The sequence below is a fragment of the Paenibacillus prosopidis genome, from assembly GCF_003337375.1.
GTDB classification, from domain to species: Bacteria; Bacillota; Bacilli; order Paenibacillales; family Paenibacillaceae; genus Pristimantibacillus; species Pristimantibacillus prosopidis.
On sequence record NZ_QPJD01000008.1, the window covers coordinates 136,096 to 158,202 of the forward strand.

The window sequence follows — 22,107 nt, forward strand, 5'->3', positions numbered from 1 at the left end:
TGGTAGTTAGCGATTTCTTCGATGTCTTATGATGGAAGTAGATTCGAACGGGAGAACGGCCGAGACCGAACGCACAGGTTCGAATCTATATCAATAAAAATGGGGGAGTTACATGAAAAGGAAGTTTAGTTGGATCAGTGCAATTCTTGTGATGCTTCTGCTGCTTTCCGCGTGCAATGCGAACACAAGCTCGAACGAAGGGGCTAGCCCGTCGACAAGCGGCGGCGCTTCGAATTCCAGCGGTACCGCTTTGGAGCCGTACGAATTGACGATGGCCTATTTTACCTTCGGCAGCGTACCGAAGGATCAGCTGCTAATCGAGGAAGCGCTCAACAAGATTACGATAGCAAAGTTGAATACGACCGTGAAATTACTGCCGATCAGCTTCGGCGCTTGGCAAAATCAGATCAATCTGATGCTCACAAGCAATGAGAAACTTGATTTGATGGCGATATTCGGAAACACGTACGCGAACCAAGTGGCCAAAGGCCAATTGACCGAATTGGACGATTTGCTTGCCAACCAAGGAAAGGGAATCGTAGAAGCGCTCGGAGCGGAATACGCCAATGCAGCCAAAATCAACGGCAAAACGTATGCCGTTCCGACAATCCGCGACTTGGCGCAAAAATATGGTTTCTATATGCCGAAAACGCTCGTCGACAAATATAACCTGAATCTTAGTCAAGTGAAAACGTTGGACGATTTGGAGCCGATTCTTAAGACGATCAAAGAAAAGGAGCCGAAATTGATCCCGCTTGTCAACTCGGTCAGTTCCTCTCCGATCACCTCGTTCAACACGCGCGATTCGCTCGGAGACGACATGGGCGTATTGCTCAATAACGGTCAAGATTTGAAAGTCGTGAACTGGTTCGAGACGGAAGAGTATGCAACCGTCTTGAAGAAAATGAGGGAATGGTATCTGGCCGGATACATCGCGAAAGATGCGGTTACCGTTAAGGAATCGAAGTCCGATATTTTCAAAGCAGGCAAAGGCGCCGGTACCCTGGCTGCTATGAAACCGGGGTTCGACGTTCAGGAAGCGCGTCAATCCGGTACGCCGATCGTATCCGTCGAGATGCTGCCGCCGGTCGCGAAGACAAGCACCGTCACGAATGTCATGTGGGGAATCGCGAAGAATTCGAAAAATCCGGAGCGAGCGATGCAATTTCTGAACCTCATGTACACGGATAAAGAGATCATCAATCTGTTAGACTGGGGGATCGAAGGCAAGCATTACGTGAAAGTGTCGGAGAACGTAATCGACTACCCGCAAGGCGTAACTGCAAGCGACGTAGGGTATTCGGGTTTGGGTTGGTTGTTCGGCAACCAGTTTCTTTCCTATATTTTCAAAGGTGACGATGAAAAGCTCTGGGAGAAGATGAAGGAATTCAACACGATTGCGATCAAATCCAAGGCTCTCGGCTTTACGTTCGATTCTACGTCGGTGAAAACGGAGTTTGCCGCCGTCACCAACGTCATGACCCAGTATCGGATCGCGCTTGAATGCGGGGCATTAGATCCTGACAAGTCACTCCCCGAATTCATAAAGAAGCTGAAGGACGCGGGGATTGACAAGATCATCAACGAAAAGCAAAAACAGCTGGATGCATGGGCTGCCACCAACGGCAAATAAGCCCCCAATAACCGTAATTTTGATACAAATGCAATCCAATCAGCTGCATTGTTGATTGGATTGCGTTCTTTCCAGACTCTAAACCATCTAAGAAAGGGTAGTGAACATAATGGGCTCCACGGCCAAACGATGGAAACGGTTCACTCCGCTGTTCCTGCTCATGATTCCGGGACTCGCATATTTAATCGTAAACAACTACCTGCCCATGTTTGGGATGATTATCGCTTTCAAGGACGTCAATTTCTCGAAGGGGATCCTTGGCAGCGATTGGATCGGGTTCAAAAATTTCGAGTATTTGTTCAAAACGGCGGATGCTTACATCATTACGCGGAACACGATTTTGTACAACGGCGCTTTTATCGTCATCAACACGATCGGGGCGGTTAGCCTGGCGATTCTTTTGAACGAAATCCGTAAAAAGTTTTTTCAACGGTTCTACCAGAGCATCGTCATCCTGCCGCACCTGATCTCGATGGTAATCGTCAGCTATCTCGTATACGCCATGCTCAGCAGCGAAACGGGGCTGATCAACAAATCGATTCTTCCGCTTTTAGGTGTTGACCCTATTGCATGGTATTCCAACAAGGAATACTGGCCTTATATTTTGACGATTGTGAACATTTGGAAAGGCATCGGCTTCCTGAGTGTCGTCTATCTGGCGTCGATCATCAGCATTGATCCGGAATATTACGAGGCTGCTACGATTGACGGTGCGTCTAAATGGCATCAGATCCGCTCCATCACGTTTCCGCTCATCACGCCGGTCATTACGATGATGACATTGCTGGCCATCGGCCGCATCTTCCATTCTGACTTCGGTTTATTCTATCAGGTTCCGATGGACTCGGGCGTTTTGTCAGAAACGACGAACGTCATCGACACGTACGTGTACCGCGCCTTGATGAATCTAGGCGATATCGGGATGTCGTCGGCTGCGGGCGTCTATCAATCGGTCGTCGGATTTGTTCTTGTGATACTTTCCAATTACGCCGTTCGAAAATTCAGCAAAGATAACGCACTATTCTAGATGGAGGTGACAGACAGTGACGCACGATAGCAAATGGGTCAGGTGGCTCGTCCATTCTGTCCTTATGGGATTCTCCATCGCTTGTATCATTCCTTTCGTATTGTTGATCATGTCATCCATTTCAAGCGAAGACAGTATTATCATGAATGGTTATTCCTTCTGGCCGGATCAATTCAGCTCGAAAGCTTACGCTTACTTATGGGATCATTGGGGAGAGCTGGGACGCGCATATGGGGTGACTGTTTTCATTACGGTATTCGGAACAGCGGCCAGTTTAGCTATGACGTCCATGCTCGCGTATCCGATGTCCCGCCAGGATATCCCGTTAAAGAATTTTTGGGCATTACTCGTATTTTTTACTTTGTTGTTCAATGGCGGACTCGTTCCGACTTATCTGATCTATACGCAAGTGTTTGAAATTAAGAACACCATTTGGGCGCTGCTCGTGCCCGGCTTGCTGATGAACGGTTTTAACGTGCTGTTAGTGCGGACGTTCTTCATGACTTCGGTTCCTCCTGCATTGATCGAAGCGGCCTATATCGACGGGGCGGGGGAAATTAAGACGTTTATCAAGATCGTCCTTCCGCTTTCGGCGCCGATCATGGCCACGATCGGATTGTTTGAAGCGATTCTGTATTGGAACGATTGGTTTAACGGGATGACGTACGTAACCAATCCGAAGCTGTTCAGCATCCAGAACATACTGAATCGGATCATCACCGACATTCAGTTCTTATCGAATAACAGCAACCTATCCTCTACGGCAAGCAGTAAGATGTCGGAGCTGCCGAGCACGTCCGTACGGATGGCGATCGCGGTCGTAGGCGTTCTTCCGATTCTGATCGCTTATCCGTTCTTCCAGAAATATTTTATCAAAGGCATTACGATCGGAGCCGTGAAGTAAACAAGGAGGAAATAAAATGGAACGCGATTTGAAAAGCCTGACTTCACAAATGACGCTTGAGGAAAAGTCGGGGCTGTGCTCCGGGCTGGACTTTTGGCGGCTTATAGGGGTCGAGAGACTTGGCATCCCGTCGATCATGGTAACCGATGGACCGCACGGCCTGCGCAAGCAGAAGGAAGGTGCCGACCATGTCGGCCTGTTCGACAGTGTGCCGGCAACCTGCTTCCCGTCTGCGGCTGGAGCGGCAAGTTCCTGGGACCGGGATCTTATCGAGAAAATGGGGCAAGCGCTTGGCGAAGAATGCCAGGCCGAGAACGTGGCGGTCTTGTTGGGTCCCGGGGCGAATATCAAGCGTTCACCTCTTTGCGGAAGGAACTTCGAGTATTTCTCGGAGGATCCATACCTATCCTCCGAGATGGCTGCGCATCATATACGCGGGGTTCAAAGCCAAGGCGTCGGCGCCATGACTGAGGAGCAACTCGAGCAAATCTTGGCTCAGTTGAATGATAATATCGAATTGATCTCCCCATATTTAAGCGAAGTGAGGTAATCAGGATGCTGCGTACTATTCCATTAAACGATAATTGGATGTTCACTAAAAATAATGACACATCCCATGTATATGAGATCATGCAGGAAGGGCAATTCGTCACCCTTCCGCATACGTGGAATCAATCGGACGGTCAAGGCGGCAGTGAACCGTACTTTCGAGGGCAATGCTGGTATCAGCGGAAGTTGAATATCTCTTCGGAGGATGCAACAAAACGATTCTACCTGGAGATTGGGGCAGCCGGAAATATCGGTAATGTGTATATCAATGGCAACTTGGCCGGTGAGAGCCGATGCGGATATGCCATGTTTCGAGTTGCTTTAACTCCGTTTTTGCAGGCAGGAGACAATCTTATCTCCATAATGGTCGATAACAGCTATCATAACGAAGTACTCCCTCTCATGGCGGATTTTACCTTTTATGGCGGCCTGTATAGGGAAGTAAAGCTGCTTGTTACGGACGATATTCATTTCGAACTTATGGATAACGGACAGAATGGCGTATACTTGTCGCAGCAAAGAATCGGCCCGCATTCCTTTGAATTAACGGTGAACGGTAAAGTCAGGAATGAATCCTCCACTGTTCAGACGGGAGAAATTCAGATTCAGCTTAGGGACCATGATGGGAAAACCATCCTGGAGGCAAGCTCGGAACTGACATTTAAGGACGAGACACCGTTTCTTATTCGACACGAGGTCATCGATCCGATTCTGTGGGACGGCATTGAGCAGCCGTATCTCTACTCCGTAACGGTATCCGTCATCATCGAGGGGCAAGCTCGCGATTCGCGAAACATTGCGATCGGCTTTCGAACGATTGAAGCAACGACGGATCGAGGCTTGCTCTTAAACGATAAACCGATCAAGTTGAATGGCGTATGCCGCCACCAGGATTTCGGCGGAATCGGCAATGCGATCACCAAAGCCCATATGGATGAAGATATGGAGTTGATTCTGGAAGTCGGCGCGAACAGCATTCGCCTTGCGCATTATCAGCATGACGACTATTTTTACAGCTTATGTGACCGATACGGCCTGCTGGTATGGGCAGAGATTCCTTATATCAGTATTCCATCCACCAAAGACCCGGAAAATCACAACGCGGTCGAACAGCTGGAAAGGCTTATCAAGCAGGCCTACAATCATTGCTCGATCTATTGCTGGGGCGTGCAGAACGAAATTACGATCGCCGTCGAGACGGAGCAAACGCATAAGAATATTCAGAAGCTGGTCGCATTAGCCAAGGAATTAGACCCTTATCGTCTAACCGTCCAAGCCAATATAAACGGAGTCGCAGACGATAGCATCATAAATCGTTATACGGACCTCGTCGGCTACAATTTATATTATGGCTGGTACTACGGCGAGATAAAAGACTTAAACGAACGCTTTGACGCTTTCCACAGCGCTAGCCTTAACATCCCGTTGATTCTTTCCGAGTACGGGGTGGATACGAATCCCAGGTTCCATACCTATTCGCCAAAGGTTCAGGATTATACGGAAGAATATCAGCTGTTGTTCCATCATAATGCCATCGAAGCGATCAACGCGAGATCTTTCGTACAAGGCGGATATGTGTGGAATATGTTCGATTTCGGCAGTGCCAATCGGCGGGAAGGCGGCGAAACCGGCAAAAATATGAAGGGACTCGTTACGATTGACCGTAAACTTAAAAAAGACGCTTTCTATCTTTACAAGGCATACTGGTCCAAGATCCCTTTCGTTCATCTTGCCGGTCGTCGATTCGTCAATCGGCATGAGGAGCTAAATGATATCGTCGTCCTGAGCAATTTGAACGATATCCGGGTATATGTAAATCAAGTTCTATTTGCTGAAATAAACAGCAGTGATGCGATGAAAGTCGTTAAGGATGTTCCGTTAACCAAAGGGGTTAATTCCGTAAGAGTTGAGGGAACTGATGATCAAGGTACAGTCTATATGGATGAAATTCAGCTTCATTATGTAACGGAAATCGATCAAAGTTATATCCTTGTAAAAGAGGAACAAACCAAACATGTCGTCAATTGGTTTGAAAAATTCGATTTGTCGGAAGCGGAAGACATCCAATTAATAGACGGTTATTATTCAACATTTGACACGATCGAAGATTTTTATCGCAATGAAGCGGCCAAGTCGGTGTTTCTCAAATATTTCGGACAGTTTACGAATAGTCCAATCTTTGAGATGACGATGGGCGTCATGTCCATTGAAAAAATGTCCCAGCTCACGTTCTATAATATCCCCCCGGAATTATTGGCTGTCATTAATAAAGAACTGAACGTGATTCCTAAGTAAAAATAATGAATATGCTATTGTTATTAGTAATGAAGAGCTCAACGCGAAGGCGTAGGGCTCTTTCTGTTCAATGGACATAAAAAAAGATGACCCTGATTCAAGGGTCATCTCCTGGCAGCTTAATTCCTCGGTGGTTTGTTTAGACTGTACACAACCCGGGTCAATGAACAGCTCTGCCGTAGGACAACAGAAAAAAATAAATTGAACACAAATTAACGCTATGATATAATCGTAGCGTTATTGACAATTTAAAGTAATGAGTGTATCCAATTTTATTCCCACTTTAATTGTACATCTGGAACTTTGATTTGTCAATGCTCTTTTTTTGTTCCAAATAATGGAAAAAGGAGTGTGTTCTGGAGAGATGGAAGCGAAGGATTGGCGGCAGGAGCAGGAACGGCTGGAACGGGTCAGGAACAAGCTGCAGGCGAGAATCGATGAACTGGAGCCGGAGGTTGCCGGACTGCGCGATCAGGCTACGGACATCCGCAAGCGGTTTTGGGAAGAAGTTACGATCAACACAAGCACGGACGAAGATTTCGAAGAGACCTTCTACACGATTAAACAGCAGTCCGCGGTATTAGCCGAACGGGAGCGCGGCCACAAGCTGTTGACGCAGCAATGGAAAAGCATGAATCGTCTGCTCCCGTCTCCTTATTTCGGACGCATCGACTTTCAGGAGGATGGCCTGGACCTCAGCGAGCAGATCTATATCGGTGTATCTTCCTTCGTCGACGAAGACGGATTGAGCTTTCTGATCTATGACTGGCGTACGCCAATCGCGAGCCTGTACTACGACTACTCCCCCGGCCCGGCGTCTTATGTCACGCCTGCCGGACGAATGGAAGGGACGATGGAGCTCAAACGGCAGTTTCAGATTCAAAACGGGCAAATCCGCAACATGTTTGACGCGAGCGAAACGATCGGAGACGAATTGCTGCAGCAAGTGCTCGGCAAAGGTGCGGACTCGCAAATGAAGAGTATCGTGGCAACCATCCAGAAGGAACAAAACGCCATCATCCGCAATGACAAAAGCCGGATGCTTATCGTACAAGGGGCGGCCGGCAGCGGTAAGACTTCCGCGGCATTGCAGCGGGTAGCGTACTTGCTGTACAAACATCGCCAGACGATCAGGGCCGATCAGATCGTTCTTTTCTCACCGAATTCGATGTTTACCAGTTATATCTCCACCGTCCTTCCGGAGCTTGGTGAAGAGAATATGCAGCAGACGACTTTTCAAGAATATCTCGACTATTGGCTAGGTTCCTCGTTACGGCCGGAGGATCCCTTTGATCAGATCGAATATGTACTGACCGCACAAGGAGCCCCGGGGTATGAGGCTCGTCTTCAGGGGATCGAGTATAAAGCTTCCGAGGCTTTCCTGCGAGCCCTGCAGAACTATGGAATGTGGTTGGGACGGGAAGGCATGCGATTCAACGGCATTCGGTTTCGGGACCGCGATTTGATTACCGCGGAGCGAATGAGAGCGGAATTTTACGGATACGACCGTTCCCTGCCGTTGGTCAATCGTGTCATTCTCTTGCAGGAATGGCTGCTGAATGAACTGGCTTCGCTGGAACGCAGGGAGCGGGAAGCACCCTGGGTGCAGGAAGAGTTGAATTATCTCGACACCGAACAGTATGCGGAAGTCTTCGGAATGCTGCATAAAGAGAAGGAAGTATTCGACCTTGCGGAACATTACGCCGCGGTTCGCGAGAAAATTAACAACAAGCGCCGGGAAGATGAAGGCGACTTTGACTTCGCCCGGCGGGAGGAAGATCTGCTCCGCCGAAGGATCGTGAAAGAAAGCTTTAAACCGCTAAGGAAAAGTGTGAAGAAATTCTCGTTTGTAGATGTCAAAGGCATATATGGCCAATTGTTTGAGGGCGGAGCCGCTTATCGGGAGAAAACGAATGGGGCCGTGATCCCCCCACTGTGGCCTGAAATATGCAGGCAAACGCAGGAAGCGCTGCTCCGGAACGAGTTGTTCCACGAGGATGCGACACCATATTTGTATGTAAAAGAACTGATTGAAGGCGTCCGGACGAACACGGAAATCCGGTATGTCTTCGTTGATGAGGGTCAGGATTATTCGCAGTTTCAATATGAATATCTCAAAAAGCTGTTCCCACGTGCCCGGATGACGGTGCTCGGCGATTTCGGGCAAGCGATCTTCATGCAGGCTACAAGTTTGGCCGCAGCCGATTCGCCGCTGGTCCGCCTTTTCGGCGAAACCGAAACAAGCCTTGTCTGCCTGGTACGCAGTTATCGTTCAACCAGGGAGATTGTTGAATTTACGAAATCGATGCTTCCAGGCGGGGAAGAAATTGAACCGTTTGAAAGGGGAGGCTCAAAGCCCCTTCTGACGAGACTGGACGGCGGGGAGAAGCGTGATGCGCAAATTCTGGCAGACATCGCGGCGCTGAAGGCCGAGGGCTTCGATTCCATCGCCGTCATTACGAAGACCGCAGCCGAAAGCCGGGAGGCTCATGAATCGTTACGGATTCAAGGAGGCGAAGCTCTGAAGCTAATTACGAAGGAGACGCTGGGCTTTGAAAAAGGAGTGATGGTCATTCCCGTGTATCTCGCCAAGGGTGTCGAGTTCGATGCAGTCTTGGTCTATGATGCTTCACCCGAAGCTTACGGCCGGGACAACGAACGCAAGCTTCTTTATACGGCGTGTACGCGGGCCATGCACCGGCTTCATCTTTACACGACGGGCGATTGGTCGCCGTTCTTGGAGGCATTGCCTGCGAATTTGTACGAGAAATCGCCATATTGACGGATCGGATCAATTTGTTCCTAGGGCCATTATTTTCATCCATACACCGCTCTTTGAGCAGAAAGCAGGTACCTATGTCAGCTCCTACGCAATCAAAACCGATGGCAGCCGGCGGGGACGACTTCTCGCTGAAAGCCATTATGCCGCCGCTCGTTGCGATTATTGTCGCCATGATCATGGTAATTCTGGACAGCACCGTCGTCAATAATGCCATTCCGAAACTCGTTGAATACTTCGACACCGATCTGAAGACGATCCAATGGACCGTCACCGGCTATACGCTTGCCTTGTCCGCCGTTATCCCGCTTGCAGGCTGGATGACCGATAAATTCGGCTCCAAGCAAATTTTCATGATTACGATCGCCCTGTTCACGATCGGCTCGGTGCTATGCGGCATCGCGCAAACGCCGGAACAGCTGATCATTTACCGCATCATTCAAGGCTTGGGCGGCGGCATGGTGGGCCCGATCGGGATGACCATGGTGTTCAAGCTCGCGCCTCCAGAGCGCCGCGGATCCATCATGGGCATACTCGGCATCCCAATGCTGATGGCGCCGGCGTTCGGTCCGGTTCTATCCGGCTGGCTCGTCGATGCTGTCAGCTGGCACTGGATTTTCATCATCAATCTGCCGATCGGCATCATCGCCTTGATTCTCGGGTATAAATATTTGCCGAAATCGGGCCGCGATGCGGCGCCGCATCTGGACCTCATCGGCATGTGCCTCGCGCCGATCGCCTTCTCCATGCTCGCGTACGGCGTAAGCGAAGGCGGCACCAGCTGGTCCCAGGCTTCGACGATCACGGGCTTGACCGTCGGCGGCATTGCGCTCATCCTCTTCATCTTCGTGGAACTGTCACAGAAGCAGCCGCTGCTGGAGCTGAAAGTGTTCAAGTCGTCCGACTTTACACGCAGCATCATCTTGACGTGGATCGTACAGCTCGCGCTGTTCGGCGCAATGCTGATCGTGCCGCTGTACCTGCAAGGCGTCATGAAATACACCGCGCTTGAAACGGGCTGGATCCTGATGCCTTATGCGCTATGCGCGGGAATTGGCATGCCGATCAGCGGCCGGTTATTCGACAAGATCGGGGCGCGTCCGCTTGCCTTCACCGGTCTTACCGTCGTATCCGTTTCCCTGTTCATCTTGTCCGGCATATCGGTGGATACCTCGCTGTGGGTTATCATCCTGTGCCTCTGCATCATGGGTCTCGGCATGGGCTTCTCTATGATGCCGCTCAACACGCATGTCCTGAACTCTGCGCCTCGCCGTCTGGTCAGCCGCGTTACACCTCTAACAACAGCAGCTCAGCAAGTCGTCGTCTCATTCGCGGTCGCGGGCTTGACGGGTTATTTGACATCGCAAATCACTTCCCACGCCGCAAGCGCGGGAGCGGACGCAATTCCGCTGAGCGCCGTCATCGCGGGTTATGGCGACACGTTCTTCCTGTCCGCTTGCCTCGTGACCGCGGGTGTCGCACTGACGCTCCTTCTGCGTAAACCGAAGCAGCAGGAAGAAGGAACCGCCAGCGGGGGCAACCCGGGCCCGGCGATGATGATGGATCACTAATCGCGAATCGGCTACGATTCGATCGTATGCAAATAGCCTTGGCCGTTAGTCGGCAAAGGCTATTTTGGCTGATCAGGTTAGTCCTGCGATGTATGGGGGCTTTCATTCAATTTCATTAAAAATTCCGAATAGAATCCTGTGGTTATCCGGGGTGTAAAAAAGGCCGCGGGGCGATCCCGCGGCCGGCCATTAAGTTTTCGTAAACAAAGCAATCTCTTCAGTTGTTGTCATATTGGATGTTCACATAGACGAAAACCTTCTTATCCAGACTATAATCCTGGTCCGTATGTCCCTTAACCCTCCACTCCGCTCTGTAACCTCCGGGCACCTCGGTGGCACTGTACTCGGTACCACCTGTGAGTAGCGTCGTATCTTCCGGCAATCGGTTACCCTCACCCACGGTTTCCAGACTGAGGTCATAATCTTCCCCTTCCGGGGAAACCATGGAGACCTTAACGACTCCATGGAAACCTTCAGGGGGGCTCCAAGATCCGCTCAACTCTTGTCCTGGGGACGAAATGTACCCGTAATATAACGAATACTCATAATTGGATCCGCCGGCTTGATAAGTTTTGGAATCGGAAAGCTGGAGTTGGTTCGGATCAACCTGATACAATGAACCGCCGTCAATCCGGTACCATACGCCATCCCGGTAGTGCAACTCTCCCGGACCGCTGAAGGAATACAAGAGTTTGCCCTCTTGGGCGGAATAAAGGTAAGTTGTGTCTTTAAACGTGTACGCTACCGTGCCGTCCGGTCCCAACTGCTTGATGGAGAGAGGAACGCCAGTCAACTGCCACCATTTAGGGGCTGTATAAGCTTGTTTTGTCTCGCCTTCCGGCGACCGGACTTTCACGGTCCAACGCTCTATTTCCTTGTTATATTCCTTATAGGCAATCCATCCGTTATTGATCTGGTACGATGTTCTCGGGTCGGTCAAATAATAATCCGCATGATCGATAGGGTTCAAGGCTATCTTGGTAACCTGGCCATCGGCGCTGCGAACTTGAAGCGACCACTTCGAATAACCTTCATATTCCGAGTATGCGTTGTAAAGTATGTTTTTTCCGTCCGTCAAAGGCCCGTTATATTTATTTGGATATTCAGCTGAAGGCGGATAAAACGTCGTGAACGTATCGTTGGGGAGGTGGCGGCGAATGCCGGTATCAAACTCATAAACTACCGTTCCGTCAGCCGACAGATCAAATGAGTTCCTATTGTTAAAACTCGAATTCAGCAGATATCGGGACTCCCTCGTCTTTATATTCACAAAGTTGTGGCTAAATACCGCAAAATTCCCGTGTACCTCGTACAGGTTCGCGCCCAAACTATAATTATTTTGAACAGTGCCGTCCTTCCAATAATGAGTCCCAAGCCCGGATGCGGAATATACAACGCCGTCAGCGGATAGCTTCGCAGTACGAATGGTGCGATTGGTTCCGTTCGCATCGTAAACCTTTTCTATGCTTTTATCAGCACGGTTGTACAGCCAGAGTGATTTATCGCCGGTCTCTTTCCACAAAATACGGCTTTGGTCAAGGTCGAGGATGCTTCCGTTAAACCGGTAAAGCAGCGTTTCTGCTTCAGGTAACGGAATATTTGCAGCGGTAGTGACCGTCTCTTCTTGTTTCACACTTTGGTTGCCATCGGCATCAACGGCGACCAGTGAAAAGAGGTAGGACGAATTTGAAGACAACCCATTCACTTCATAGCTGTTCTCGTCCCCGTTCAGGGTAGTCAGCAGCGTGTTGTTTTGGTATACCAAGTACTTGTCTATGCCCGGTTCATTCGTGGCATGCTGCCAATTCAGCTCTACGCTGTTGTAGGTCACGTCGGTAACCGCCAACACGTCGTACTCAGGCCACTGTGGCGCTTCAGGATTAGCAATTTGTACGGGAGTATAACGGTTTATCGTGGTTCCATCGCCGAGTTGGCCATCTCCATTGTATCCCCAGGCCCAAACGGTTCTGTCGCTTTTCACCGCCAAACTGTGCGAACCATCATTCGTCGCGATGGCGGACACCGAATCGAGCTCGGATACTTGGACGGGGGAAGAACTGCCGGTCGTGCTTCCATCGCCCAGTTGGCCAGAATAATTATGGCCCCACGTCCAGACGGTCCCATCGCTTTTCATCGCCAAAGTATGCGAAGAGCCCGCAGCGATGGCGGTCACCGAACCAAAATTCGTTACCTGCACTGGAGTATAACGGGTTGTTGTGCTTCCATCGCCGAGTTCGCCAGAACTATTCGATCCCCACGCCAAGACGGTTCCGTTGCTGTTGAGTGCCAAACTATGCGAATGACCCGCCGATATGGCTACTACCGAATCGAGATCCTGTACTTGAACAGGAGTATTACGGTAAGTGGTCGTGTAGGGTCCATCGTTGAAGGTCAAGCCACCGGGCACCCCATGTTGGCCTGAGTCATTGTTACCCCACGCCCAGACGGTTCCGTCGCTTTTAAGCGCCAAACTATGGAGAAAACCCGCTGCAACGTCGATCACCGAACCGAGACCCAGTACTTGCACTGGGGAAGAACTACCGTTCATGCTTCCATCGCCCTCTACAGCATTGTGGATATTCCACCTCCCATCGCCCAGTACACCGTGGATATTCCACCCCCACGCCCATACCGTTCCATCGCTTTTTACCGCCAAATTATGATAATGCCCTGAAGCAATGGCGACCACGGAGCTTAGAGTGGTTATTTGAACGGGAATATAACGGTAGGCCACGCTTGCATCACCCAGTTGACCATTCCAATTCCCTCCCCACGCCCAGACGGTTCCATCACTTTTGAGTGCCAAACTAAAACCACTACCCGCAGAGATGGAGACAACTGAATCGAGACCCTGCACTTGAACTGGAGAATAACGGTCTAACGTAGTTCCATCGCCCAGTTGGCCATATTCATTGTTTCCCCACGCCCATACCGTTCCGTCCTGTTTTAGATCGAGAGTATGATCCGATCCTCCTGCAACCATCGTTACACCCGAATTCAAACTCTCTGCTGCCACCGCGGAACCGGCCTCAGCGGCTGCTGCCTGAAAGGGTACAAGCAGCGTCAGCAACAGGAAGGCACAAACTAAAAGCATAAACCGTCGTTTCATCAATCTTCACTCCTATCTTTGATCTACCTTAAATCTACCATATTACGGAAATCTATTGATCTGCCCGTTGCACTATACAACTCTGGTGCAATTGTCATAACAGAGGGTAAAGATAAAAGACTAAAGATCGTCCCAACAGCACTTTGAAGTTCTGTCACTTCCATTGTTGGAAAAAAGCGATTATTTAACAAAAATAGATATGATTTTTGCCCTGATTTTAGGGGTTATATTGTTTGTTTTTGAAAGGTATATTCTAACCACGTACACCTAAAATGCTACAAATGTTGCAAGCTAATCGTGGCTTTCAGGTTACTTTGACTATACTGACACAGAGGTGTAAGAATGAAATACAATAACCCGGTGATAAAAGGATTTTATCCAGACCCTAGCGTGTGCAAGGTTAACGATACCTATTATCTTGTCAGCAGTTCGATGCAGTATTTCCCCGCTGTTCCACTTTTTGAGAGCAAGGACATGATAAACTGGACGCAAATCGGTCACTGTCTGACTAGAGAGAGTCAGATCCAACTTGACAAAGTGAACAGTTCGGGTGGCGTTTTTGCGCCTACCATCCGGTATAATGTCGGACGATTCTACATGACGACCACCAACGACACGACGCGTCAGAATTTCTATGTATGGACGGACGATATATACGGCGAATGGTCTGAACCGATTTATATTGATCAAGGGGGAATTGACCCGGATTTGTATTTTGAAGACGGAAAAACCTATTTTATGAGCAACGGAACAGACGATCATGACGCTTACGGTATCGTTCAGTGTGAAATTGACATTGAAACGGGCCGCAAGCTGACCCCAAGCCAAGTGATTTGGCAAGGAACGGGCGGACGTTTTCTTGAAGCGCCGCATCTGTACAAAATAAACGACAGGTATTATCTTGTAGCGGCTGAGGGAGGCACCGAATTCGGCCATATGGTAACCTATGCGCGTGGAGTTTCCCCTTCCGGACCGTTCGAAGCGTATCCCCAGAACCCCGTACTGACTAATCGCAACTTAGGCGGCTATGAAATACAGGCTGTCGGTCACGGCGATCTTGTTCAGGATGACTTCGGAAACTGGTGGATGCTTCATCTCGGGTTCCGTCAGATCGGCAAATGGCTTGCCTATCATCACCTTGGACGGGAAGTATTCCTTACACCGATTACCTTCGGCGAGGATGGCTGGTTTACTGCAGGACATAACGGCACCACTTTATCGAGCTTTGACACCGACCGTATTCCGGATGGCGTCGTACAGGAAGAGAATAAATGCTATACTTTCGAAAATACGAAATGGGACAAGGAATGGTGTTATCTTCGTCTGCCTTCTATGGAAAATTACGAGTTTGTACAAAACAAGCTAAAGCTTAAAGGAACTGAAGTCACGCTTGATCAAGCGGATTCTCCTACATTCATCGGCATTCGTCAAATGAATTTCAACGCGGAAATTTCTTGCGATGTAAGCCTCACGAATGGCGAGGCAGGCATTACGCTCTATTTGGATGAGCATCATCATTATGATTTCGCGATACGCAAAGGCGACAGCGGGTATGAGGTCATTGAACGTCTGAATGTCGGCGATATTAAATCCATCGAGAAAGCTGTGGATCGACAAAATGACAGTCACGCTTCCCTCGTTATACAAGCTAGCCCCACCCACTACCGTTTCTTACTTCGTGCAGACGGGGAGGAACTCCACCTGGGCACCGCGCAAACGAAATACCTGTCCTCCGAGGTAGCGGGAGGATTCACAGGCGTGATCATCGGGCTGTATGCTTGCGGTGATGGCTCCCTTGCGGAATTCTCAAACTTTAAATGTGAATATCAATGAATTTCGATCGATGAGTGACATAAGATGTTGCGGCTGCCGTTTGATTGAGTTTCAGCGTCACTAAAGAACTTTAAACAACTTAATTTTTACTCACCAGCAATTGCACTTCTTGATCAAATAGAGAATGCCGGTACATTGGCGGAAGGACTCGCTTCAGTTGATGCTGGCATCGGCCGCTTTGTGACAAAGAAGAGAAATAATCAAATAACAAGACTCCTGACGCATATCGGCAGGAGTCTTGTTTGTTCAGCAGGTATTGTGACGGTCACAGGCGAAAGTTTAAAATCGGAAGCTTTCGCCTGTTTGCATTGCAATATTTCCAGCAATTTGAATGTTAACAAATCGGATATTTGTGCTTTTTTATGAGAAAGAACCACTATCGGAAAAATATTGAGTATAAACACAAACCACAAAACCTTTCATACGTTTTTCTCAAGATTGTTCACTCATCACTCCAATTTGCTATAGCCGTTTACTCATGAGACCTCTAAACTAAAAGAAACAACTTATGCATCTGATGGAGGGAAAGGAATGGAGTTACAAGAGAATTGGTATAAGGAAGCCTGGGAGCAAGTTATCCGTAAGGTTTCTGTAACTAGCAGGAGAATACAAGACGGGTTTCCGCATGCTAGCGTAGACGGCACGTATCGGTTGGAGCCGGCATCATGGTGGACGGCCGGCTTTTGGCCAGGGCTGCTCTGGTTGATTTACCGGGATACACAGATCGAAAGGAAAGGATTCGGAAGCTTGCGGAGTCATGCGAGGAACAGCTTGATCAGGTGATCTTGGAGTATGAGCGACTGGATCACGACATTGGTTTTATGTGGAGTCTGACCAGCGTAGCAAGGCATAAGGTGCTTGGAGAGGAGACGGCCAAGCATATCGATGTTCCGCTTATTTATGGGGATTATTTTTTTGCAGAAGGGATTGCCCAATTAAACGGTTACGAAGAGCAATTCTGGTAGAAGAGGGGGACTTATCATGCAAGTGTGTTCATTACCTATAAAAACGAATCCGTTGGCGACGCGGAGGGATTTGCAAGACGCGTTTCATCAATTATGTGAACCGCTTATTCCTTATTTCAGCGAAGGAAAAGCGCATCTAAAGCTCGGTGCTACAGGATCGGGCTGCACGGACGAAACAGCTGAGATGGAGGGCTTCTCCCGTATTCTATGGGGGCTTGCCCCTCTTGCCGCGGGAGGCGGCGACAGCGTTCTGTGGGATATTTACCGGCAAGGGATACGCAATGGAACAAATCCGGAGCATGAAGAATATTGGGGTATTGTGAACGACTATGATCAAAAGCTTGTGGAAATGGCCGCATTCGGCTTGGCGCTCGGACTTGCTCCGGATCAGGTATGGAACCCTTTGACGGATATAGAAAAACAGCGTTTTTATGACTGGCTGAACCAAATGAATTCCCGGCCTGTGTACGACTGCAACTGGCTCTTCTTTTTGGTGATGGTAAATTTGGGCTTTAAGAAAATCGGAATGCCGTACGACCGGGAACAAATGGACAAAAATTTGGGCCGTATAGACGAGTTTTATTTGACGGACGGCTGGTATTCAGATGGGAAAGGCGGACATTGCGATTATTATGGGCCTTTCGCCATTCATTATTACGGTTTGATCTATGCAGCTTGGATGAAAGAAGAGGACCCTGAACGTGCAGCCCTTTATAAGGAAAGAGCCTCGGAATTCGCGAAAGATTTCATTTATTGGTTTGCAGGCGACGGCTCTGCGCTGCCATACGGACGCAGCTTGACCTACCGTTTCTCTCAAGCGGCTTTCTGGAGCGCTATGGCCTATACAGGAGTGGAGGCTTTTCCATACGGCGTCATAAAGGGCATTATTCTTCGACATATGAGGTGGTGGTTTCAACAGCCGATTTTTCAGCCGGACGGGACGTTGTCCATCGGTTATTCTTATCCGAATCTGATTATGGCGGAAAATTACAATGCCCCGGGATCGCCTTATTGGGCGCTGAAAACGTTTCTGCCACTGGCATTGCCAGATGAGCACCCGTTCTGGCAAGCGGAAGAGCTGCCGCTTCCCAAGCTGAGTGAACGCTCCGTTCAACAGCCTCCCCATCTGGTAATCTGCAGGCAGGAAGAAGATAATCATATTCTAGCTTTCAACGCCGGCCATCCATCGACAAACGAGCATACACACACCTCGGCCAAATACGAAAAATTCGTATATTCCAATAGGTTCGGGTTCAGCGTGCCGAGAGCCGAATGGGGATTGGCCCAGGGGGCCTTTGATTCCATGCTCGCACTTAGCGAGGGTGACCGGATTTACCGGGTCAAGAGAACAACGGATCTGTCCAGGATCGAGAACAATATCATCTATATGGAATGGACTCCCTGGTTTGACGTCGAGGTGAAAACTTGGCTTATACCAGGAGCCCCTTGGCATGTGCGCGTGCATTGCATTTATTCAAAAAGAAAGCTGGATGCAGCAGACGGCGGTTTTGCTATAGGCATCGAGGATAGGAACGGCAGGCGAAGCCTGGAAGAATTACAAGGCGAGCACAGTGCGCGGGCTTCGTCATCATGGGGGACAAGCGGCATCAGACTTCTCTACGGAAGCGGAAAAATGGAGCTTATCCATCCGAACGCCAATACGAATCTGCTGCATGCCCGGACGGTAATCCCGACAGCGACAGCGAGCTTAAGTCCCGGGATCAGCTGGCTTGTCACCGGCGTTTACGGCCATTCGCAGTCCGGTCAGCAATTAGAGAAATGGTTATCGCCGCCGCGTGTGGAGAAGCATGATCAAAAGCTTGTTGTTTATATGGAAGACGACGCACCAAAGTACTCATTTACAATGAAAAAAGCATAATAGGTCAGTTTTTCATCAGATTATATCATTGCGCCGATTACCTAAAATACTATACTTAAATGTATAGCAGAAAAGAGGAGGCAGGCGCGTTTGGAAGCTTATTTATTCGTTCATTTTAAAGAAAAAAAGACGCCTGACGGCGAGCAGGTCTATTTTGCCCTGAGCACTGACGGGTTCAATTGGGAGCAGGTGAACAAGGGGAACCCTGTTCTTGAAAGCCATCTTGGTGAGAAAGGGGTTCGCGACCATACTATCACACGAGCCAAGAACGGCAAATTCTATATTCTAGCTACCGATCTCAGTTTGGCAAACTGCTTTCATACCAAATACAAAGGAAGCTGGGAAAATATCTCGATCGACGGCAGCAAGCATTTGGCGCTGTGGGAGTCGGAGGATTTGGTGAACTGGTCAGAGCAGCGGCTGATCAAGCTTGGTGATGAACAATTCGGCTGCTTATGGGCGCCGGATATCATTTACGATCCACATCAGGATGACTATGTGCTTCATTGGTCTTCCTCCCACGCCTCGAACAGCTACGGTCCCAAGGGGATTTACTATTCGCGGACCCGGGATTTCGAGAACTTTACGACACCAAAACTGCTGTGTCGCAAGGAAGACAGCGGAATCATCGATTCAGCCATTTATGAGGAGAATGGAGTCTTCTACCGCTTCCTCAAGAGTGAGGCAAATCCCGCAACTATCATTCTGGAAAAAGGAAAGACGCTCACCGGGAACGATTATGTCAGAGTCGGGGCCTTCGATCAGGAGATGGCCAAACTAAAGCAGGGCGTTTATGAAGCGCCGACCGCTTTCAGACTGAGCAACGGCAAATGGTGCCTGATGCTCGATTTCTACGGTGTCGAAGGCGAAGGTCAGGGTTATGTGCCGTTCATTTCCGATACGCTGGATAGCGGACAATTCATTCGCTCGGATGAGAGCTTTAGTTTCCCTTATGGCTTCAAGCATGGGACTGTGCTGCCGATCACAAAGGAAGAATACGATAGAATCAAAAGATTTTTTAATACCGTCGGTTGATCGAGTTCGAGTTCATTCGTTATACATCGGTGGGAATTATCGGGAATATCATTAGAGAATGGTGGGCGGAATCAAGGCATGAAGATAACGGACGTAAAGGAAACGATCGTCAGCTTGGCAGTTGGCAAACCATTGAGCCTGCCCCGACTAGTCGAAGTCGAGCTGGAGGGCGGAATGGTCGAAAGATTCCCTGTTAATTGGGAGCCTGTCGACCCATCGCGCCTGGAGAAGCCGGGAAGCTTTATCGTAGAGGGGACCGTAGAGGGGGATGATTATCCGAACCCGCTGGTTCCGAATCGTGCCGATCCCTATGTGCTGAAGCATACGGACGGATATTATTATTTTACCGGGTCCGTACCTGAGTACGACCGGCTGGTGCTGCGGCGGTCCCGAACCATCGCCGGACTGTCGACCGCAGAGGAGATTGTCATCTGGACGAAGTACGAAGAGGGAGAGATGGGCAACCATATTTGGGCGCCGGAGCTTCATCGAATCGACGGAAAATGGTACATCTACTTCGCGGCTGGCACTGCCGAGAACAAATGGGCCATCCGTCCCTACGTGCTTGAATGTGAAGAGGCGGATCCCCTCACAGGGACTTGGGTTGAGAAGGGGAAAATTGATCTCCCGGTCGAGAGCTTCTCTCTAGATATGACAACCTTTGACCATAAGGGGCAAAGGTACTTGGCATGGGCCCAGATTTTCGAGGAATCCTGTCTCTACATCGCGCTTATGGACAAGCCATGGTCTATTTCAGGCGAACCGGTGAAGCTTTCGTCCCCAGAATATGACTGGGAGATCCAGATGCATCGCGTGAATGAAGGCCCTGCCGTGCTGAAGCGGAACGGGCGATTGTTTATGGCCTACTCCGCCAGCGCTACGGATGACCGTTATTGTATGGGCATGTTAACGGCGGATGATACGAGCGATTTGCTGGATCCGGCTTCATGGACCAAATCGAAGGATCCGGTATTCGTCAGCAACGAGGCCGCTTCCGAGTACGGTCCGGGGCATAACAGCTTCACGATATCGGAGGATGGCTCCGCCGACCTTTTGGTGTATCATGCCCGTTCCTATAAAGAGATTATTGGGGATCCGCTGAACGATCCCAATCGCCATGCTCGTGTACAGCGATTGTTGTGGAAGCCGGACGGCACGCCGTTCTTCGGTACGCCGGGGTGGAGACTGGATTCGGCCGGACGTAAGGCCAAAGCCAAGGTGACGATAGAGTAAGAGGGACCGGATTAAAATATTTTGCAGGAGCATCCCGGAATCCGGGATGCTTATTGCTTTTGGCATTAATAACCGATAACATATTGAAAAGAAATCCCTTACAATTTTGCGGAGGTGAATTATGAAGACGTTATTTATCGGAGGAACTGGAACGATTAGTTCTGCTATCACGAAGTTGTTATCGGAACAAGGTTGTGAGCTGTATCTCCTGAATAGGGGCAATCGTAATGAGGACTTTCCGGCAAACGTAAACATTCTTCAAGCGGATATTAACGACGAAGATTATGTATCACAGCTGATCCAAAATTTGAACTTCGATGTCGTTGCGGATTTCATTGCTTTTCATCCTTCACAGCTGGAAAGAGACTACCGCTTGTTTCAAGGAAAGACAAAACAGTTTATGTTCATCAGCTCCGCATCCGCCTACCAAAAGCCTCTATCTGACTACAGGATTACCGAAAGCACGCCATTATCCAATCCCTATTGGGAGTATTCGAGAAACAAGATCGCTTGCGAAGAATATTTGATGAAGCAATACCGGGAAACCGGCTTTCCCATTACGATCGTGAGGCCTAGCCACACCTATGACGAACGTTCCATTCCGCTAGGCGTTCACGGAAAGAATGGATCTTGGCAGGTTGCCAGACGCATGTTGGACAACAAACCCGTCATCATTCACGGAGACGGAACATCCCTTTGGACGATGACGCACAACAGCGATTTTGCCAAAGGCTTCATCGGGTTAATGGGCAATATTCATGCCATCGGGGAATCCGTCAATATTACATCTGACGAAACCTTGACATGGAATCAAATCTACGCGGCGATAGCCGATGCGCTGGGAGTCGAGCTCCATGCGGTTCATGTTTCATCGGAGTTTTTGGCTATATGCAGTACAGAGGATTATAGAGGCGGCTTGATAGGGGATAAGGCGAATTCCGTTGTATTCGATAACTCCAAGCTAAAGAGGCTGGTTCCCGATTTTGTCGCAACGACCCGCTTTGACAAAGGGATTAAGCAAACGGTGAAGTACATATTAGAGCACCCCGAGTATCAGAAAGAAGACAAGCAATTCGATATGTGGTGCGACAAGGTAATTCTAGCGTTGGAAAGTGCGGCAGCATCCGTTAGGGAATAACCAGTTAAAGACTTGATTTTACTGGACCCACGTTAAAGAACTTTATTTTTTCCTCACAAGTAGAGCGTTCCGCACGTTAAGTGAATATCTATATGGACTGGAGCAGTCGCCGCAGCGGCTGCTCCAAAAATATGAAGATTTCAGCGGTACCAAAGCA

General features: G+C 49.3%; 14 protein-coding genes and 1 pseudogene. 14 read left to right on the forward strand and 1 reads right to left on the reverse strand.

All coding sequences use genetic code 11. The features are described from left to right. Positions 1 to 112 precede the first annotated feature (112 nt). The 7 genes and pseudogenes from DFP97_RS14200 to DFP97_RS14230 all read left to right on the forward strand — a co-directional run bounded on the left by DFP97_RS14200 (position 113) and on the right by DFP97_RS14230 (position 10,758). Positions 113 to 1,633 (forward strand): ABC transporter substrate-binding protein, encoded by a 1,521-nt coding sequence (locus tag DFP97_RS14200; RefSeq protein ID WP_114380822.1) that lies wholly within the window; start codon positions 113 to 115, stop codon positions 1,631 to 1,633. Positions 1,634 to 1,742: 109 nt separating this feature from the next. Beyond that, positions 1,743 to 2,660: an ABC transporter permease gene (locus tag DFP97_RS14205; RefSeq protein WP_114380824.1), complete on the forward strand. Its 918-nt coding sequence runs from the start codon at positions 1,743 to 1,745 to the stop codon at positions 2,658 to 2,660. A gap of 64 nt (positions 2,661 to 2,724) precedes the next feature. Next, positions 2,725 to 3,564 carry a carbohydrate ABC transporter permease gene (locus DFP97_RS14210; RefSeq protein WP_114381010.1) on the forward strand — a complete coding sequence of 280 codons (840 nt, stop codon included), beginning with the start codon at positions 2,725 to 2,727 and terminating at the stop codon, positions 3,562 to 3,564. Between the two features lie 16 nt (positions 3,565 to 3,580). Further along, positions 3,581 to 4,024: pseudogene (locus tag DFP97_RS14215) on the forward strand (glycoside hydrolase family 3 N-terminal domain-containing protein); the annotation flags it as partial. A gap of 95 nt (positions 4,025 to 4,119) precedes the next feature. Beyond that, positions 4,120 to 6,408 carry a glycoside hydrolase family 2 protein gene (locus tag DFP97_RS14220; RefSeq protein ID WP_114380826.1) on the forward strand — a complete coding sequence of 763 codons (2,289 nt, stop codon included), beginning with the start codon at positions 4,120 to 4,122 and terminating at the stop codon, positions 6,406 to 6,408. A 364-nt stretch (positions 6,409 to 6,772) separates the two neighbouring features. Beyond that, on the forward strand, positions 6,773 to 9,190 hold the full coding sequence (helD, locus tag DFP97_RS14225) for an RNA polymerase recycling motor HelD (protein WP_114380827.1): 2,418 nt from the start codon (positions 6,773 to 6,775) through the stop codon (positions 9,188 to 9,190). A gap of 74 nt (positions 9,191 to 9,264) precedes the next feature. After that, the gene (locus DFP97_RS14230) at positions 9,265 to 10,758 is read left to right on the forward strand and encodes an MDR family MFS transporter (RefSeq protein WP_114380829.1); all 1,494 of its coding nucleotides are present in this window, start codon (positions 9,265 to 9,267) and stop codon (positions 10,756 to 10,758) included. 217 nt (positions 10,759 to 10,975) lie between these two features. On the opposite strand, the gene DFP97_RS14235 is transcribed toward DFP97_RS14230, so the two are convergent. Continuing rightward, entirely contained in the window at positions 10,976 to 13,867 is a 2,892-nt protein-coding gene (locus DFP97_RS14235) for an RCC1 domain-containing protein (protein WP_114380831.1), read from the reverse strand. A gap of 342 nt (positions 13,868 to 14,209) precedes the next feature. On the opposite strand from DFP97_RS14235, the gene DFP97_RS14240 reads away from it, so the two are divergent. The 7 genes from DFP97_RS14240 to DFP97_RS14270 all read left to right on the forward strand — a co-directional run bounded on the left by DFP97_RS14240 (position 14,210) and on the right by DFP97_RS14270 (position 21,950). Further along, positions 14,210 to 15,700, forward strand: a complete 1,491-nt coding sequence (locus DFP97_RS14240; protein ID WP_114380833.1) for a glycoside hydrolase family 43 protein — start codon at positions 14,210 to 14,212, stop codon at positions 15,698 to 15,700. 531 nt (positions 15,701 to 16,231) lie between these two features. Continuing rightward, positions 16,232 to 16,483 (forward strand): hypothetical protein, encoded by a 252-nt coding sequence (locus tag DFP97_RS30430; protein WP_147275058.1) that lies wholly within the window; start codon positions 16,232 to 16,234, stop codon positions 16,481 to 16,483. 2 nt (positions 16,484 to 16,485) lie between these two features. Beyond that, positions 16,486 to 16,665 carry a hypothetical protein gene (locus DFP97_RS30435; protein ID WP_147275059.1) on the forward strand — a complete coding sequence of 60 codons (180 nt, stop codon included), beginning with the start codon at positions 16,486 to 16,488 and terminating at the stop codon, positions 16,663 to 16,665. A 16-nt stretch (positions 16,666 to 16,681) separates the two neighbouring features. Beyond that, positions 16,682 to 18,544 (forward strand): DUF2264 domain-containing protein, encoded by a 1,863-nt coding sequence (locus DFP97_RS14255; RefSeq protein WP_181873526.1) that lies wholly within the window; start codon positions 16,682 to 16,684, stop codon positions 18,542 to 18,544. A 90-nt stretch (positions 18,545 to 18,634) separates the two neighbouring features. Further along, positions 18,635 to 19,579: a glycoside hydrolase family 43 protein gene (locus tag DFP97_RS14260; RefSeq protein ID WP_114380838.1), complete on the forward strand. Its 945-nt coding sequence runs from the start codon at positions 18,635 to 18,637 to the stop codon at positions 19,577 to 19,579. A 78-nt stretch (positions 19,580 to 19,657) separates the two neighbouring features. Then, complete coding sequence (locus tag DFP97_RS14265; protein ID WP_114380840.1) at positions 19,658 to 20,812, forward strand: family 43 glycosylhydrolase; 1,155 nt, start codon at positions 19,658 to 19,660, stop codon at positions 20,810 to 20,812. A 121-nt stretch (positions 20,813 to 20,933) separates the two neighbouring features. Continuing rightward, complete coding sequence (locus tag DFP97_RS14270; RefSeq protein ID WP_114380842.1) at positions 20,934 to 21,950, forward strand: SDR family oxidoreductase; 1,017 nt, start codon at positions 20,934 to 20,936, stop codon at positions 21,948 to 21,950. Positions 21,951 to 22,107 lie beyond the last annotated feature (157 nt).

Bases quoted from the DNA above. Each gene is read 5' to 3' on its own strand.
- DFP97_RS14200 (WP_114380822.1), top strand. From the start codon at position 113: ATGAAAAGGAAGTTTAGTTGGATCAGTGCAATTCTTGTGATGCTTCTG.
- DFP97_RS14205 (WP_114380824.1), top strand. From the start codon at position 1,743: ATGGGCTCCACGGCCAAACGATGGAAACGGTTCACTCCGCTGTTCCTG.
- DFP97_RS14210 (WP_114381010.1), top strand. From the start codon at position 2,725: ATGGGATTCTCCATCGCTTGTATCATTCCTTTCGTATTGTTGATCATG.
- DFP97_RS14220 (WP_114380826.1), top strand. From the start codon at position 4,120: ATGCTGCGTACTATTCCATTAAACGATAATTGGATGTTCACTAAAAAT.
- helD (WP_114380827.1), top strand. From the start codon at position 6,773: ATGGAAGCGAAGGATTGGCGGCAGGAGCAGGAACGGCTGGAACGGGTC.
- DFP97_RS14230 (WP_114380829.1), top strand. From the start codon at position 9,265: ATGTCAGCTCCTACGCAATCAAAACCGATGGCAGCCGGCGGGGACGAC.
- DFP97_RS14235 (WP_114380831.1), bottom strand. From the start codon at position 13,867: ATGAAACGACGGTTTATGCTTTTAGTTTGTGCCTTCCTGTTGCTGACG.
- DFP97_RS14240 (WP_114380833.1), top strand. From the start codon at position 14,210: ATGAAATACAATAACCCGGTGATAAAAGGATTTTATCCAGACCCTAGC.
- DFP97_RS30430 (WP_147275058.1), top strand. From the start codon at position 16,232: ATGGAGTTACAAGAGAATTGGTATAAGGAAGCCTGGGAGCAAGTTATC.
- DFP97_RS14255 (WP_181873526.1), top strand. From the start codon at position 16,682: ATGCAAGTGTGTTCATTACCTATAAAAACGAATCCGTTGGCGACGCGG.
- DFP97_RS14265 (WP_114380840.1), top strand. From the start codon at position 19,658: ATGAAGATAACGGACGTAAAGGAAACGATCGTCAGCTTGGCAGTTGGC.
- DFP97_RS14270 (WP_114380842.1), top strand. From the start codon at position 20,934: ATGAAGACGTTATTTATCGGAGGAACTGGAACGATTAGTTCTGCTATC.